Consider the following 15,838-nt stretch of genomic DNA (forward strand, 5'->3'; position numbering starts at 1 on the left):
GCGATTGTCGATCGATCTCTCGACAGGTCTCAGCGGGCACAAAGGGCGCTGCTGGCCGCGAGCAGCAGGTCATCGTGGAACCCGATACTGCGATCACCGGCCTGCCGTCGCTGGTATTCGCACGACGCCGGGCGTATAATCCATTTACTTTTCTGACGGTCATCTGAATGCCCAGCCTTCTACCTTCCTGCGGTCTCGCAACCCTCTTCGTGTTGCTCTGCTTCAGTGGAGCACCGGCCAGTGCGCAAGTCGCCCCCTTGCGGTATTGGATCCCGGGCGGGGCTTTCGGCTTTGACGGCAGCGCCGACAGCTACGGCAACTTTCCAAGCTTCAATGCCGGGGATGCCAACGCCGGCTATGATTTCAGGCCGGGATTCTTTGTGGGAAGCCGGAGCGGCAATCTCGGTCTGAGCGGTTTTAGCCAGACCGGGCCGGCGAACAATTTCAGCGCGCTGTCCTACGACAGCACCCAGTTCGGCTACAACATGAAGACGGCGGGCGGCTCGCCTGTGACGTTCTTTGCCGGCTTCGACACGCTGAAATACGGTAACGGCATCGGCAGCTCGGTTGCGCCGCTGACCTCCGCTGCCGCGCCCGGTTACGGTGCATTCGCGGGCGTCGAATTCAAGCCGACCTCCAACCTCAGCCTGTCGTTCGGAGCCGGCTTCACCCAGCAGGACGGCGGCCGTATGGACAGCGATATCCGATCGAACATGCTGCCGGGCGAGTCGCCGGCGATTGGTCAGCTGCGGCGCTGAAACTTCATCGCGTAAACCGCGCCACCAATTCAACATGCGGCGTGTGACGGAACTGGTCGACCGGAACCACCGCGTCGATCTTGTAACCGGCGTCGATCAGCAGCCGCGCGTCGCGAGCGAAAGTGGCGACATTGCACGACACTGCGACCACGACCGGCACCTTGCCCGCAGCGAGTTTCAGCGCCTGCGCCTGCGCGCCCTGGCGCGGCGGATCGAACACCGCTGCGTCGAAGTCGCGCAGCTCAGGGGGCACCAGCGGACGGCGGAACAGGTCGCGCGGCTCGGCCTTGATCGGCTTCAGCCCCGGTGTGCGCGCAGCCTTTGCGAGCGCGGCAATGGCGCCGGCATCGTTGTCGTAAGCGGTGACGCGCGCCTTCTCCGCGAGCCTGAGCGCAAACGGACCGACGCCACAGAAGAGATCCAGCACCTCCCTGGCTTTTCCGATCCGTTCTGAAACGAGCGCGGCCAGCGTCTCCTCGCCCGCGACGGTGGCTTGCAGGAACGAGCCCGGCGGCAGCGTCACCTCGGCGCGGCCCATCTTTACCGTCGGCGGCAGGCGTTGCAGCACCAGTTCGCCATGTCTTGTCAGTCGCGCCAGGCGATGCTGCTCGGCAACGCGCGACAATGCCGTGACCAGCGGGGTCGGCAGCGGGCCGGAGCCACGCACGTCGACATCGAGGCCGTTGGCAGTGGCGGTGACCTGGATGTCGAGCGGCTTGGTCACCGGCATCCTGGAGGTCAACGGTTCGGCCAAAGCCCACGCGGCATCGAGCGCACCCTCGAGCGCAGGATCGAGGATCGGGCAGCGATCGATCGGAATGACATCGTGCGAGCTTGTTGCCGAGAAGCCGACCTTCAGCACGTCATGCGTGCCGAACCTGCCATGCAGAGTGATGCGACGGCGGCCGGCGCCATGGGCATCGACCAGCGGCGCCACCTCGCAATCGATGCCGGCCTGCGCCAGGGTCTCGACCACGATGTTGCGTTTCCAGGCCTGATACGGCTCCGCCGCCCAGTGCTGGATCGCGCAGCCTCCGCAGACGCCGAAATGCGGACAGAATGGCTCGACGCGTTCGGGGCTTGCGACATCGACCGCCAGCAGCTTGCGGCGGTCGGGATGATCGCCAACGACATGATCCACCTCCACAGTCTCGCCTCGAAGCGTGTAGGGCACGTAGACTGCATCGCCCGTGGTGAGCGAGACGCCATCGCCGCGATGGCCGACGTGATCGATCGTGAGGCGCTCAACCACGGCGCGCGCCCAGGAAGAATTCGATATTGCCGTCGCCCCCTGCGATCGAGGATGGAAACACCTCGATCTCGGTGCAGCCGAGTGATGCCGCGAAGGCTGCGATGTCGTCGCAGATCTCCTGGTGCACGGCGGCATCGCGGATGATGCCCTTCTTGTTGTGCTTCCGATCGGCTTCGAATTGCGGCTTGATCAGCGCCAGCAGGCTCATCGGCGCCGCCGCCAGCGACAGCGCCACGGGAAGCACCGACTTGAGCGAGATGAAGCTGACGTCGATGACCACCACATCAGGTCGCGCCGGCAGCCGCTTGCCCTCATAGCTGCGGATGTCGGTCTCCTCCATCGACACGATCTTGGGATGACCGCGCAGTGAGGGATGCAGCTGGCTGGTACCGACGTCGATCGCGAACACCAGGCTCGCGCCATTTGCCAGCAGCACCTCGGTGAAACCGCCGGTGGAGGCGCCGACGTCGAGGCAGACATGGTCCTCGACATCGAGGGGATAGCGCTCGAGCGCGCCGGCGAGCTTGACCCCGCCGCGCGAGACGTAGGGATGCGCCGACTGGGCCTGGATCACCGCGTCCTCGGCGATCGTCTCCGACGGCTTTGCGACCCGCTTGTCGCCGGCCGTGACGAGCCCGGCCTCGATCGCAGCGCGCGCCCGCGCCCGGCTCTCGAACAGGCCACGCTCTACAAGCAGAACATCCGCGCGCTTGCGGGCAGGGGACATCGGATCTCCGAAAGGCGACTGAAGTGTTATGTAGCGATCAATCGCGCGGCTGCCATCCGGACGCAAGTCTCGAACGCGGCGAGATCATGCCAGAGGTCAACCGGCTGCTCTGCCGGCATGACCAGAGGACAGCCGTGCAGCTCCAGCGCATGGATCATCATGAGGTTGTCGACAAGACCAAAATCCTCGATCGTCAGCCCCAGCGCATCGACCAACCGCCCATCCTCGGAGGTAACGGCCATGAAGCGGCCGACGCGATCGGCATAGGCGGCGCCATCGTTGCAATAGGCCAGGCAGAACTTGCGGCGGCCGGCCATGTAGCCGAGTTCGTAAACGGTGCCGGGATCGGCGCCGGCGCCGCGGAACGGGGTGAGATTGGCGATGATGGCGTCAGCCTCGTCCATCATCGCCTCGTTGCCGCAAAAGATCTGCCGCGAAGCGTCAGGCGCTGTGAGGTCGACAATGTTGTCGAGCGGATAGAGGCCGGTCAGGCCATGTGCGGCACAGATCGCGGCCTTCTGCCGGCCGATCTCGATCGCGTCCGGCAGGAATACGTCGGGGCCTGCCAGATAGATCTTCATGGGGTGGTCTGCCGATGCCAAGCGCGGTGTAACACCTCTCCCATCGGGAGAGGTGGGTTCAGCGCGTGTGCCGATGGCTCAGGCCAGCTTGACCGTCTCGGCCTTCACGTCCTTGCCGAGCGCTTCGAACACCTTGGCGACGATGCCCTTGGCGTCGAGACCGGCGCGGGCGTACATCGCAGCGGGCGTGTCGTGGTCCTGGAACACGTCAGGCAGCACCATGGAACGGAATTTGACCATGCCGGTGTCGAGCACGCCCTGGTCGACCAGGTACTGGGCGACATGCGAGCCGAAGCCGCCGATCGAACCTTCCTCGATGGTGATCAGCACGTCGTGGTCGCGGGCGAGCTTGAGCACCAGTTCGGTGTCGAGCGGCTTCATGAAGCGCGCATCCGCAATCGAGGTGGACAGGCCATGGGCGGCGAGCTCGTCGGCCGCCTTCTCGCACTCGGCCAGACGGGTGCCGAACGAGAGCAGGGCGATCTTGTTGCCCTGGCGGATCATGCGGCCTTTGCCGATCTCGAGCGGAATGCCGACCTCGGGCATCTCGACGCCCCGGCCTTCGCCGCGCGGATAACGCACCGAGCTCGGACGATCGTTGATCGCGACCTGGGTCGCCACCATGTGCACGAGCTCGGCCTCGTCGGCCGCCGCCATGATCACCATGTTCGGCAGACAGCCGAGATAGGCATTGTCGAACGAGCCGGCATGCGTGGCGCCGTCGGCGCCGACCAGGCCCGCGCGGTCGATGGCGAAGCGGACGGGCAGGCTCTGGATCGCGACGTCGTGCACGATCTGGTCGTAGCCGCGCTGCAGGAAGGTCGAGTAGATCGCGCAGAACGGCTTGTAGCCTTCGGTCGCAAGGCCGGCGGCAAAGGTCACCGCATGCTGCTCGGCGATGCCGACGTCGAACGTGCGTTCCGGGAAAGCCTTGTTGAAGATGTCGACGCCGGTGCCCGACGGCATTGCCGCGGTGATGGCGACGATCTTGTCGTCCTTCTGTGCTTCCTTGACGAGGCTCTGACCGAACACGTTCTGGTAGGCCGGCGCATTCGGCTTGGCCTTGGCCTGCGTGCCCGTGGCGACGTCGAATTTGACGACGGCATGGTACTTGTCGGCCGAGGCTTCCGCCGGGCCGTAGCCCTTGCCCTTCTGCGTCACGACGTGGACCAGGATCGGGCCGGTCTCCATGTCGCGCACGTTCTTCAGCACGGGCAGCAGATGGTCGAGGTTGTGACCGTCGATCGGGCCGACATAGTAGAAGCCGAGCTCCTCGAACAGCGTGCCGCCGTCCATCATGAAGCCGCGGGAATATTCCTCGACGCGGTTGGCGCGGTTGGCGATGATCTTGGGCAGGCGCTTGTTGATCTGCTTGGCCGCCTCGCGCAGCGTGCGGTAGGTCTTGCCGGAGTACAGCCGCGACAGGTAGGCGCTCATGGCGCCGACCGGTGGAGCGATCGACATGTCGTTGTCGTTGAGGATGACGATCAGGCGGGAGTTCATCGCGCCGGCATTGTTCATCGCCTCATAGGCCATGCCTGCCGACATCGAGCCATCGCCGATGACCGCGATCACGTTGTTCTTGCCGCCGGAAAGATCGCGGGCCACGGCCATGCCGAGGCCGGCCGAGATCGAGGTCGACGAGTGTGCCGCGCCGAACGGATCGTAGTCGCTCTCGCTGCGCTTGGTGAACCCGGACAGGCCGCCGCCGGTGCGCAGCGTGCGGATGCGGTCGCGGCGTCCGGTGAGGATCTTGTGGGGATAGGCCTGATGGCCGACGTCCCAGATCAGCCGGTCGCGCGGCGTATCGAAGACGTAATGGATCGCGGTGGTGAGCTCGACCACGCCGAGACCTGCACCGAAGTGACCACCGGTGACCGAGACGGCATCGATGGTCTCCTGACGCAGCTCGTCAGCGACCTGGCGAACCTGCTCGACCTTGAGCTTGCGCAGGTCTTCCGGCGTCCGGATGGTGTCGAGAAGCGGCGTCTTGCTATATGCGTTCACGGCGATTTCCAATTTGTCAGCGCCGGAAAGTCATTCCGGTGCGCGATGGGTTTGCACAATATCGGCGCAGCGCGAGTCCTTAAACCGTCGGAGCCACCTGCATGGGGCAATGCCCCGTCTTCAAGCTTAGGTGAGCTTAAGTGCGCTCCGGTTCAGTCTCTGTGATCCCTGTCACGTAGATCGGCTTCGTCCGTCCAAGCCAATTTCACTAGCGATTTGAGGCGCTTGTCGTCGGTAATCGGTCCCCACGGCAAGGCTAACAAAAAGCCACACTCCGCGCAGCTTTACACCAAAGCTGAGGCCAAAGCCAACCCGCCGGGCTGATTAGGGGTATGCAGATGCAACCGGCGGGCCAATGTAGTTAATCGCGGCCCCGGGGCGGTAGTTCCAATTCTGCCCGGTTCCTTGGCAGGATTCCGGGCGAAAAGACAGATATTTTGGCGGGATTCGCGGAGCTGGAAGGCGCCGACGAGACAATTCTTCAATTCTGGTGCCCCACCACCGAGGCTCCGAGAGGGGGAAGGCGGCTGGCGGCGATCTTGAAAAAGCAAGCCACGCTGCTCGAAACTGGCCGCTTCTGGGCGAGGTTCCCTTATTGGACGTCGAGCGGCGCAGTCCCGGTGGCTTGGCCGCCGGCATCGGTGGTGATCTTGTCGACGCGTGCCTCGGCCTGGCGCAACAGCTCCTCGCAACGCCGTTTCAGGGCTTCGCCGCGCTCGTAGATCGTGACGGATTCCTCGAGCGGCACCTTGCCGTCCTCGAGCCGCTTCACGATCGTTTCGAGTTCCTCGATCGCGCGCTCGAAGGTGAGCCTGCCGACGTCGACTTGGGTATTTTCGGCCATATAAGTTTCCGATTGCCCGATTCGCTTCTGATGCAAAACAGCAGAGTTTTGCGGGCTTAATGTGGCGGGTCCGTCAAGCGCCCATCAGGGCGCCGACATGCGCCGTAACAGATTCTTTTAGTCCTTGCAGGTCGTAGCCGCCTTCGAGCACAGAAACAACGCGCCCGCCGGCGGACTTGTCCGCGAGGTCCATCAGTTTGCGCGTCACCCAGGCATAATCCTCCGCGCGCAAGTTCAAGGAGGCGAGCGGATCGCGGTAATGCGCATCGAAGCCGGCCGAAATGATCAGGAGCTCAGGACTGAATTGCGTCAGGCGCGGCAGGATCAGGTCCTCGAACGCGCTGCGGAATTCGGGGCCGCCGTCTTCCGAGGCCAGCGGCGCGTTGACGATGGTGTCGTGGTCGCCGCGCTCGCCCTTGGCGCCGGTGCCCGGAAACAGCGGCATCTGATGGGTCGAGCAGTACATCACTGATGGATCCGACCAGAAGATGTCCTGCGTGCCGTTGCCGTGATGCACGTCGAAATCGACGATGGCGGCGCGCTTGATACCGTATTTGCGCTGCGCGTGCCGCGCGGCGATCGCGACGTTGTCGAAGAAGCAGAACCCCATCGGCTTGCCGATCTCGGCGTGATGGCCGGGCGGGCGCACGGCGACGAAGGCGTTGCGGTGCTCGCCCTTCATCACGGCTTCGGTTGCCGCCACCGCGCCGCCGACGCCGCGCATCACCGCTTCCCACGTGCCTGGGGACATCGAGGTGTCGCCGTCGACATAGACTTGACCGCTGGTCGGCGCGATATGGCGCAGTTCGGTGACGTAGTGTTCGTTGTGGCACAGTGTGACGAGATCGAGATCGCCCTCCGGCGCCACGTCACGGGCCAGGAACTGGAAGCGCTCATGCGACAGCGCTTCCTCGACCGCGCGCAGGCGATCCGGCCTTTCGGGATGCCCCGGTGGCGTGACGTGGTCGAGGCAGGCCTTGTGGGAGAGAAGAAGCGTGCTCATCAGGTCGGCCTCACGGGGAACGAACTCTCGACGTCGCTTGGCGCATCCGGCGCCAAAACGCAATGCAAAACACAATCTATGCGTTTGGACGGGAATGGCAAAGGGTGGTCCCGAGCCGGACCGTTTGATCCGGATCAATTCACGCGCAGGATCCGGGTCGGCGGCAGCGGACCGATCGGACCATGCGCCCTGAAAAAGGCAAACAGCGCATCGGCGTCGTAGCCGCCATATTGCGGCGAAGTGCCCTGCTTGGCGACGGTAAAGCCGTCGCCGCCGACGGCGAGGTAATCGTTGACGGTGACGCGGTAGCCGGTGGCCGGCTCGAGCGGCCTGCCATTGAGCGTCATCTTATCGGCCATCACGCGTTCCCCGAACGGCTTGGAGGCATCCCAGCTGTAGCTGAAGCCGTTCGACACCTGAAGGATCCGAGGCCGCTTCGGATCGAGCCATTGCTGCTCCAGCATCTCCTTGAGCTGGCTGCCGGTCAGGGTCATGGTCACGAGGCGGTTGCGGAACGGCTGGCTGGCGAACAGGTCGCCAAAGGACACCACGCCGTTTTCCCTGGGGATAATGTCGGTGCGGATGCCGCCGGGGTTGGTCAGCGCGATGACAGCGCTGCCATTCTTGGCATCCTTCGTGGCGGAAAGCTGCGCATCGGCGATGACGTCGCCGAGCGCGCTTTCGCCGGCTCCGTTCGGAATGCGCGACAGCGTCTGCGTCACCGATCCGGCCGGGCGATTGGCGATCGGTGCGGAGAGCTTGTCATAGGCGTCGATCAGCGCGGTCTGTTCGGAATCCTTGGCGAGCGAGGCGTTGGCGACGATGACGTTCTCTGCCTTGGCGCTGACGACGTCGCGGGTCGCAGCATCGAGCTTGAGGTCGATTGCGGTGACCAGCGTGCCGTATTTGTCGCCGCTGGTGACGAGCCGGCCGTCGATGTCGCAGACATAGGCACGATGGGTGTGGCCGCTGACGACGACGTCGACGGCGCGGTCGAACTTCTTCACGATATCGACGATCGGCCCCGTGATCTCAGGGCATTCATTATAGTCGCCCGAGGGCTCGCCGCCCTGATGGATCAGCACCACGATGGCCTCGACGCCCCGCGCCTTCAGTTGCGGCACGAGCGCGTTCACGGTCTCGGCCTCGTCGCGGAATTCGAGACCGGCAATGCCTGACGGAGAAACGATGCCGGCGGTTTCCTTCAAGGTCAGCCCGATGAAGGCGACCGGGATGCCCTCGAACTCCCTGATCTCATAGGGCGGCAATATACTCTTGCCTGTCGCGCTCTCGACGGTGGACGCCGCGAGATAGTGGAATTTGGCACCGGTGAAGGGATGTGGCCCCTGACAGCCGTCCTCCGGATGGCAGCCGCCGTTCTGCATCCTGAGCAGCTCGGTCTTGCCCTCGTCGAATTCGTGATTGCCGACCGACGTGATCGCAAGGCCCATCATCGAGAGCGACTCGATCGACGGCTCGTCATGGAACATCGCCGAGAGGAACGGGCTCGCTCCGATCAGATCGCCTGCAGCGACGAAGATGGTGTTCTTGTGCCCCTCGCTCAATTGCTTCACCAGCGTTGCCATGTACTCGGCGCCGCCGGCAGCCACCGCCACCTTCTTGGCTCTGTCCTCGGGATCATTGATGCGGATGCCACCCGGCGGCGGGCGCAGATTGCCGTGGAAGTCGTTGATCGCGAGAACGCGCAGCTCGACGGGAGCGGCGATCTGGGCCGCGGCGGGCAGGGTGGCGAATACGAGCGAAAGGGCGGCAAGGATGGATTGATATCGCATGAAATCAGACTAGTCGTTCCGCGCGAAGATTTCACGAAAGTTCTTCCGGTCATTCCGGGGCGCGCGCAGCGCGAGCCCGGAATCGATCGGGCGGCAGTGATGGTGGATGAATGGATTCTCAGGTGCGCAATTGCGCACCATAGCTCGCGACTTCGTCGCGCCCCGGAATGACGACCAATTGGGTAGACGCCGGCCGTGCCTACCGCTTCTTCCTGCTCGCAAACGCATTGAACGCCGCGATCGCCTCGTCGGACTTCAGCCGTTCGCCGAACAGATGGCTTTCCTGGTCGATGCGGCGGGTGAGCTCTTCCGGCGGAGCGCGCAGCAGCTTGCGCGAGGTCGCGACGGCCTCGGCCGGCAGCCGGCAGATCTCGCGCGCCACCTTGCGGGCTTCCACCTCGGTATGTCCCGGCGACACGACCGTGTTGACGAAGCCGGCGGTATGGGCCTCGGCGGCGGTGAAGCTGCGTCCCATCACCAGCATGGCGAAGGCGCGCTGGTAGCCCATCGTGCTCGGCACCAGGAGGCTGGCGGCGCCGACCGGAACAAGCCCGAGATTGATGTAGGGCGCCGAGAAGGTCGCGGCGTTGGAGGCGAGCACGTAATCGCAGTGAAACAGCATGACCGTGCCGATACCGATCGATGCGCCGTCGACGGCTGCGATGATCGGCTTGACGTTGAGCGCCAGCGAATACAGGAACTTGGCACCGTCCGATAACGTCTCGGGACGCGAGGCGTCGGCTTTTATGAACTCCTCGATGTCATCGCCCGCGGTGAACACGCCGGAGCCGCCGGTGACGATCATGCAGCGGATGTCGGGATTGTTCTGAGCGGTGTCGATCGCGCGGCTCATCTCGCGATACATGTTCTGGGTGATCGCGTTCTTCTTGCCCGGCCGGCGCAGGGTGATGACGCGCGTGCCGCGCTCGTCCGTGACGATGATGTTGCCGTTCGGCATGAGCACTCCCTGCGGCCGCCGCGGCGCCTGCCATCGGCGAGTCTTGCGAGGCTCAGCCTACATGATCCGGCAGGGGTGCCAATGCTATGGATCAATCATTTCAGCCGCCATGCCAACGAGTGATTGCATGACAGCCGCCCGATGGTTGCGTTCGTCAGGAGGAACCGTGGGGTGAAGTGCATCAAAATCCCCGCGGCGCTCTTGCGCGTTGCAACAATGGGCTACAATGTTTCAATTGAAAAACTGGTAGTTGTGCGGCACGATCGGCCCTCTTTGTTTGATCAGGCCATGCTCGATCGATGGTTGTCGCAACAAGCCTTGACGAATTCTCGCTGGGTTATCGCGGCTGGCGCGTAGTTCTGGCCTGCTTCCTGATGGCCTTCTTCATGTTCGGCTTCGGCCTCTACGGCCAAGGCGTCTATCTCGCCGAGCTTCAGCGCGCCCATGGCTGGCCTGGCACGCTGGTCTCGGCGGCCAGCACCTTCTCGTTTCTGCTGACCTCCATCCTCGTCATCTTCACCGACGATCTGCTCGCCCGCATCGGGCTGCGCGCGCTGATCCTGTGCGGACTGATCGCGCTTGGCGCCTCGACAGCGCTGCTCGGACTGATGCAGGCACCCTGGCAGCTCTATCTTGCCTATGCGCTGATGTCGGTCGGCTGGACCGGCATGGGCTCGGTGGTGATCGCGACCGTGCTGAATTCCTGGTTCGAGCGGCGCCGCGGCCTCGCGCTCAGCCTTGCCTTCAACGGCGCCACGTGCGGCGGCATCATCCTTGTTCCGGTTCTGCTGGCCCTGAGCGGCAGTATCGGCTTCCGCTCGGCCATGCTGGCGGCCACCATCGTGATGGTGGTGCTGGTGTTGCCGGTGGTTGTCGTCTTTACCGGCTGGCCGGTCGAATCGGCGCTCAATTCAGCTGAAGGTTCGCCCCGCCGCGGCAAGCCGGCGCGTCATTCGCGGAAGGAACTGCTCGCCAACGCATCGTTCTGGACCATGGTGCTGCCGATCGCGTTCGCGCTGCTGGCGCAGATGGGATTCATCATCCATCAGGTGACGTTTCTCGAGCCGCTGATCGGCCGCGCCAATGCGGGCCTCGCCGTGACGATCATGGCTGCGATGGCCGTGGTCGGCCGGCTGACGCTCGGCCTGTTCGTCGACCGGCTCGATCCGCGGCTTGCCTGCGCGGTGTCGATGATCAGTCAGGCAGCGGCGCTGCTGGTTCTGCTGCAAAGCACGAGCCCGGCTGTGCTGCTCGGGTGCTGTGCCCTCTACGGCTTCTCGATCGGCAACATGATCACGTTCCCGCCACTGATCATTCAGCGTGAGATCGGCAGCACGGCCTTCGCCGCCGCCATGGGGCTGGGGACGTCGATCGGCGGCATCGTCAGCGCGTTCGGCCCCGGCATCGTCGGCCTCGTGCGCAGCGCGAGCGGCGACTACACGATGGCGTTTGCGATGTGCGCGGCGCTCGATGTCCTCGCGGCCGGGCTCGTGCTGTGGCGGCCCGGGAGAAAGGCCGAAACCAAGCGAAATCTAGCACCGTCACCCTGAGGTGTGCGCCCAGTGGCGCATCAGCGCCGCTGGGCAAGCCTCGAAGGGCGACGGCCCGGCTCCATCTCGGCCGTACATCCTTCGAGCTCCCGCCGCGATGCTCCGCATCGCGCCACTCGCACCTCACGATGACGGATCGGGAGGCCGTCTCAGCTTACCCCAACAGCACTGCATCCGCCGCCGCCACCGACTCGGCACTCTCGGTCACGGTGCGCTCGAGGCCGCCAGCCTGCACGGCGATGTTCTCGGCGAAGAAGCGCGCCAGCGAGACGTAGCGCGCGGCGTCCGTGATGCCGCCGGCCTTGGCCGCGAGCGCCTCCGAGGCCAGCATGCAGCCGCCGAGCGTCGAGCCGAACTGCTGCAGATACGGCGTCGCGCCGGCCAGCGCCTCGTTCGGCGCGGACGTGACGCGCTCGAGCAGCCATTTGCTGGTGCGTGTCAACGCCTCCAGTGCCTCGCGCAACTTCACGCCCGTAGTGCCGAAGGCGGGATCGTTGGAGGCCTCGACTTGGCTGACGGTGGCGGAAAGGTCATCGAGCAGCGCCCACACCGACGCGCCGCCATTGGCGGCCAGCTTGCGCGTGACGAGGTCGATCGCCTGGATGCCGTTGGTGCCCTCGTAGATCGCCGTGATCCGCGCATCGCGATAATGCTGCGCGGCGCCGGTCTCCTCGATGAAGCCCATGCCGCCATGCACCTGCACGCCAAGATAGGCGACTTCGTTGCCGATATCGGTCGAATAGCCCTTTGCCATCGGCGTCAGCAGCGCCGCGCGTGCAGCCGCGTCGGCGCGCACCTGCGGGTCCTTGGCGCGCATGGAGACGTCGAGCGCGACGGCGGTGGCATAGCAGATGGTGCGCGCGGCCGCGGTCTGCGCCCGCATCCGCATCAGCATGCGCTTGACGTCGGGATGGACGAAGATCGCATCGGACTCGTCGCCCTTCTTGCCGATTGCGCGGCCCTGCTTGCGCTCCTGCGCGTAGGACAATGCCTGCTGATAAGCGCGATCGGCGACCCCGACGCCCTCGAGGCCGACGCCGAGCCGCGCCTGGTTCATCATCGTGAACATGCAGCGCATGCCCTGGTTCTCTTCGCCGATCAGGAATCCGATGGCGCCGCCATGATCGCCCATGGTCATGGTGCAGGTCGGGGAGGCGTGCATGCCGAGCTTGTGCTCGACGCCTGAAGCAAAGATGTCGTTGCGCGCCCCGAGCGAGCCGTCGGCATTGACCATGAACTTCGGCACGAGAAAGAGCGAGATCCCCTTGGTGCCGGCGGGGGCGTCCGGCAGGCGCGCCAGCACGAAATGCACGATGTTGTCGGTCATGTCGTGCTCGCCGTAGGTGATGAAGATCTTCGTCCCCTTGATGCGATAGGTGCCGTCGGCCTGCTTTTCGGCCCGGGTGCGCAGCGCGCCGACATCGGAGCCGGCCTGCGCCTCGGTGAGTTGCATCGTGCCGGTCCATTCGCCGGAGACGAGTTTTTCGAGATAGATCTTCTTCAGCTCGTCGCTGCCATGCGCATCGAGCGCTTCGATCGCGGACGCCGTCAGCAGCGGGCAGAGACCGAAGGCGACGTTGGCGGCGCTCCAGATCTCGGTGCAGGCGGCGTTGATCGCGAGCGGCAGGCCTTGGCCGCCGAAATCCTCGGGGCCCGAGACCGCGTTCCAGCCGCCCTCGGTCCAGCGCTTGTAGGCATCGGGCCAGCCCGGCGCGGTCGTGACCTTACCCTGGTCAAGCTTGATGCCGTGCTCGTCGCCGACCTTGTTCAACGGCGCCAGCACCTCGGTCGCGAATTTGGCGGCTTCTTCCAGCACGGCTGCGGTAATATCGGCGTCGAAATCGCCGTAATGGCCGGCGTCCACGGCGGCCTTCAGCCCAGCGCCATGGTTGAGCGACAGCAGCATGTCAGAAATCGGCGCGCGGTAGGTCATGGCTCACTCCCGAGGACAGGTTTGGCGCCGTATTCCCATGAAACGCCGCAGGTCTCAATGGCCGCGATACGGGACCGCATCGGGCGTTGGGGAGGGCCTATAATAATAAGGTGTGGCGCGCCGGCCGCATTCCGGCCCGTGGTATTTTGCCCCTCCGGGCGGTTGAAATGCCGCGCCGCTCCCTATAGACCGGCTGCGACCGAGGAGAATCTGCGGATGCGAGTGCTTTCGCCGTTTCCTCGCTCACCTGATGGGGCGTAGCCAAGCGGTAAGGCAGCGGATTTTGATTCCACTCGAAATGCCCCCTTGTGCGCAGTTTCGCGCTACCAAACTCTACGAAACCTCAACGAACACGGCCGTAATTTGCAAATTCTTCCTGCCAATTCCAGCTCAACGCGGTTCGCAAAAATTCCTGTTTAATTTCAAGGGCTACCAAGCTATCGCGGCAGCTCCGCGCAGCATGGACGCAGCATGACGTTTTGGCTGCCAAGGCTTCTCGACACCGGGACCTTAGTTACAGAGTGCCTCTGTTTTGGCGCGCGCCGTGCTAGGGTCAAAGAAATCCGACCGACAAATTCGTCGCATGAGCAGCCGTATCCAACAATCTTCGAGCTAAGTCGCCACTGAAGCGACTATGTCCCTAAACTGCACTGTTGCGCTCCTCGGCCGTAGCGCTTCTTCCAGCGGGCGTATGGCAAGCTTCAAAGGCATTTGGCCAGCGATGCCGCTGAATATGCAGGTGCCGGTAGGCAAGGTCGGAATCGATTCCTCTGTAATCTTATCGATATACGACACCGCACTGGCGATCGACTGCAGGTCTTTCTCGTTGATCAGTCTGTGAATGAAGTAATTGTGCGCTTGCGAAGTGATCGTGTGTGAAATGTCATTGGGACGTTGGCTTGCGATCGTCACAAATACACCGAACTTCCGGCCTTCCTTTATAATCTCCTCGAACGTCTCAAGTCGGTAATCTTTCCAGCTCTCGGATTCCCTGAATGACTCGCGGGACAGAATATTGTGAGCTTCGTCGATGATAATGTTCAACGTTCGTGCGCCACCAACCCGTTTGTGATTTTCATAAATCGTCTTGGCCAGCAATAACGGAATTGTCTTCCTCATCTCAAGGTTGACATCTCCTAACGCGATCACAACTACATTCGATGCAAACAGGTCCCCTGCATCACCTGTATCGAAAACTTTTCTGATGTCCGCCTGTTTGCTTTTCAGCTTGCTGATCGCAGGTGCGATATGTTCGTTCTGCGCGCGGTTCGACAGCACGTCGTTAATCAGCTGGATGTAAGTAAACCTTATTAGATCTGCGACCGCGTCGTTTTCGAGCTCGAAGCTCTCAATGTGCTGATAGATGGTTGTGTCAGGAATGTATTCGGGGTTTTGCGCGAGCCAATGCCCGTTCCATCTGCATGCCGCCATAGTGTTGTGCCAGTCCAGATCTGCTGCTAGCTCGACAGGGTCGCCCGCGAAATCTTCTTCTGGAAGGATTTCTCTGAAGTAATCCAGAAGCAGGTCGAACCGAATCTTGTCTGACATTTGCAGGACCTGGGTAACCTGCTTCTTCAGTATCGCCTTTGTGTAGGCTGTAGCGTCGCCCGCTGCCATTGCCCTGTGCTGCAGGCTAAGGGCTCTTTTCAGAAACGGCTTTTGTGTTTTCTCTGTCGCATCAGAAAGGATGCTGACAATCTCAATTTCGCTTAGGCCGCCGGTTCCCAGTGGAATTCTGTCCCCGGTGTCATTTCGTGTCGAGAGCCTAAAAACCTGTTTGTGGGTGGTTAGGCAGGTCGGTCCCGTGTATTCATTATTGAAGTCGAACAGAATGATGCGGCAGTTCTGCTCGAAAGCAGCGACGTTTCGCGCGCGCATTTTGTGAATGAAATCCTGATACACGATTGCCAGTGTGTTGGATTTTCCACTTCCGGTGTTGCCGAAAATCGCGATGTGGCTGTTCATGAGACCGTCGACGGGTAACGCGATGTCATACCCCTCGTATTCGGAAACGGCGACGTCGAGGCCAAGTCCCGACGGACTGACGAGGCGATGAACCTGGTGAACCTTCTCCTTGGTGAGAAGGAATGCCTCGTTTCCGACCAGTGGCAGCTCTTTAGTTCCCCCGAAGAATTCGCCCTTGCTATCAAGAAATCCAACTAGCGCAACGGTGAGAACACGCCTTTCTTTCACGCGCAGCAGATCTGCTGGCCGTGCGAAGTCGCCTTGGGCATTTTCGCCCTCGACCTTCCCAATGAGGCTCAAAAATCCTTTCCTGATGTCAATATAACTGCCGACGGCGATGTTTCTAAGGACATCACCGTCGAAAAAAAGCTCGGAAAGATTTTTCTCCGTGTCCACAGACACGAATATGCGCCGACCAGTCACTGCGCAGACATCACCAACACGAAGGACAGCCTCTGTTTCCAGGC

12 protein-coding genes are annotated in these 15,838 nt (G+C 62.9%); 2 read left to right on the forward strand and 10 right to left on the reverse strand.

The window, feature by feature from the left end:
• Nucleotides 1-167 precede the first annotated feature (167 nt).
• Complete coding sequence (locus tag IF809_RS00120; protein ID WP_462836468.1) at nucleotides 168-758, forward strand: outer membrane beta-barrel protein; 591 nt, start codon at nucleotides 168-170, stop codon at nucleotides 756-758.
• Nucleotides 759-762: 4 nt separating this feature from the next.
• On the opposite strand, the gene IF809_RS00125 is transcribed toward IF809_RS00120, so the two are convergent.
• The 8 genes from IF809_RS00125 to IF809_RS00160 all read right to left on the reverse strand — a co-directional run bounded on the left by IF809_RS00125 (nucleotide 763) and on the right by IF809_RS00160 (nucleotide 9,923).
• Nucleotides 763-2,010 carry a class I SAM-dependent RNA methyltransferase gene (locus tag IF809_RS00125; protein ID WP_462836469.1) on the reverse strand — a complete coding sequence of 416 codons (1,248 nt, stop codon included), beginning with the start codon at nucleotides 2,008-2,010 and terminating at the stop codon, nucleotides 763-765.
• The gene (locus tag IF809_RS00130) at nucleotides 2,003-2,737 is read right to left on the reverse strand and encodes a TlyA family RNA methyltransferase (protein ID WP_128967687.1); all 735 of its coding nucleotides are present in this window, start codon (nucleotides 2,735-2,737) and stop codon (nucleotides 2,003-2,005) included. Before IF809_RS00130 ends, IF809_RS00125 begins: the two co-directional genes overlap by 8 nt.
• A 26-nt stretch (nucleotides 2,738-2,763) precedes the next feature.
• Nucleotides 2,764-3,318 (reverse strand): nucleoside 2-deoxyribosyltransferase, encoded by a 555-nt coding sequence (locus IF809_RS00135; protein ID WP_462836470.1) that lies wholly within the window; start codon nucleotides 3,316-3,318, stop codon nucleotides 2,764-2,766.
• Nucleotides 3,319-3,396: 78 nt separating this feature from the next.
• Nucleotides 3,397-5,325, reverse strand: a complete 1,929-nt coding sequence (gene dxs, locus IF809_RS00140) for a 1-deoxy-D-xylulose-5-phosphate synthase (protein ID WP_462836471.1) — start codon at nucleotides 5,323-5,325, stop codon at nucleotides 3,397-3,399.
• 592 nt (nucleotides 5,326-5,917) lie between these two features.
• A complete protein-coding gene (locus tag IF809_RS00145) occupies nucleotides 5,918-6,169 on the reverse strand; it encodes an exodeoxyribonuclease VII small subunit (protein ID WP_128967684.1) in 252 nt (83 codons plus the stop codon).
• A 73-nt stretch (nucleotides 6,170-6,242) separates the two neighbouring features.
• The gene (locus IF809_RS00150; protein ID WP_128967683.1) at nucleotides 6,243-7,172 is read right to left on the reverse strand and encodes a histone deacetylase family protein; all 930 of its coding nucleotides are present in this window, start codon (nucleotides 7,170-7,172) and stop codon (nucleotides 6,243-6,245) included.
• A gap of 134 nt (nucleotides 7,173-7,306) precedes the next feature.
• Nucleotides 7,307-8,965 (reverse strand): bifunctional metallophosphatase/5'-nucleotidase, encoded by a 1,659-nt coding sequence (locus IF809_RS00155; RefSeq protein WP_462836472.1) that lies wholly within the window; start codon nucleotides 8,963-8,965, stop codon nucleotides 7,307-7,309.
• Nucleotides 8,966-9,164: 199 nt separating this feature from the next.
• The gene (locus IF809_RS00160; protein ID WP_462836473.1) at nucleotides 9,165-9,923 is read right to left on the reverse strand and encodes an enoyl-CoA hydratase-related protein; all 759 of its coding nucleotides are present in this window, start codon (nucleotides 9,921-9,923) and stop codon (nucleotides 9,165-9,167) included.
• A 299-nt stretch (nucleotides 9,924-10,222) separates the two neighbouring features.
• Here IF809_RS00160 and IF809_RS00165 point away from each other — a divergent pair, with 299 nt between their 5' ends.
• Entirely contained in the window at nucleotides 10,223-11,473 is a 1,251-nt protein-coding gene (locus IF809_RS00165) for an MFS transporter (RefSeq protein WP_462836474.1), read from the forward strand.
• A gap of 154 nt (nucleotides 11,474-11,627) precedes the next feature.
• On the opposite strand, the gene IF809_RS00170 is transcribed toward IF809_RS00165, so the two are convergent.
• Both IF809_RS00170 and IF809_RS00175 read right to left on the reverse strand, forming a co-directional pair.
• Nucleotides 11,628-13,406 (reverse strand): acyl-CoA dehydrogenase, encoded by a 1,779-nt coding sequence (locus tag IF809_RS00170; protein ID WP_462836475.1) that lies wholly within the window; start codon nucleotides 13,404-13,406, stop codon nucleotides 11,628-11,630.
• Nucleotides 13,407-14,018: 612 nt separating this feature from the next.
• A complete protein-coding gene (locus IF809_RS00175; protein ID WP_462836476.1) occupies nucleotides 14,019-15,773 on the reverse strand; it encodes an ATP-binding protein in 1,755 nt (584 codons plus the stop codon).
• Between the last annotated feature and the right edge of the window lie 65 nt (nucleotides 15,774-15,838).

It is taken from the genome of Bradyrhizobium sp. UFLA06-24 (assembly GCF_054967145.1).

What these genes read in the sequence shown, in the direction of transcription:
- IF809_RS00145 (WP_128967684.1), bottom strand. Translation starts at nt 6,169, where the DNA reads ATGGCCGAAAATACCCAAGTCGACGTCGGCAGGCTCACCTTCGAGCGC.
- IF809_RS00155 (WP_462836472.1), bottom strand. Translation starts at nt 8,965, where the DNA reads ATGCGATATCAATCCATCCTTGCCGCCCTTTCGCTCGTATTCGCCACC.
- IF809_RS00150 (WP_128967683.1), bottom strand. Translation starts at nt 7,172, where the DNA reads ATGAGCACGCTTCTTCTCTCCCACAAGGCCTGCCTCGACCACGTCACG.
- IF809_RS00120 (WP_462836468.1), top strand. Translation starts at nt 168, where the DNA reads ATGCCCAGCCTTCTACCTTCCTGCGGTCTCGCAACCCTCTTCGTGTTG.
- IF809_RS00160 (WP_462836473.1), bottom strand. Translation starts at nt 9,923, where the DNA reads ATGCCGAACGGCAACATCATCGTCACGGACGAGCGCGGCACGCGCGTC.
- IF809_RS00135 (WP_462836470.1), bottom strand. Translation starts at nt 3,318, where the DNA reads ATGAAGATCTATCTGGCAGGCCCCGACGTATTCCTGCCGGACGCGATC.
- IF809_RS00130 (WP_128967687.1), bottom strand. Translation starts at nt 2,737, where the DNA reads ATGTCCCCTGCCCGCAAGCGCGCGGATGTTCTGCTTGTAGAGCGTGGC.
- IF809_RS00165 (WP_462836474.1), top strand. Translation starts at nt 10,223, where the DNA reads ATGGTTGTCGCAACAAGCCTTGACGAATTCTCGCTGGGTTATCGCGGC.
- IF809_RS00170 (WP_462836475.1), bottom strand. Translation starts at nt 13,406, where the DNA reads ATGACCTACCGCGCGCCGATTTCTGACATGCTGCTGTCGCTCAACCAT.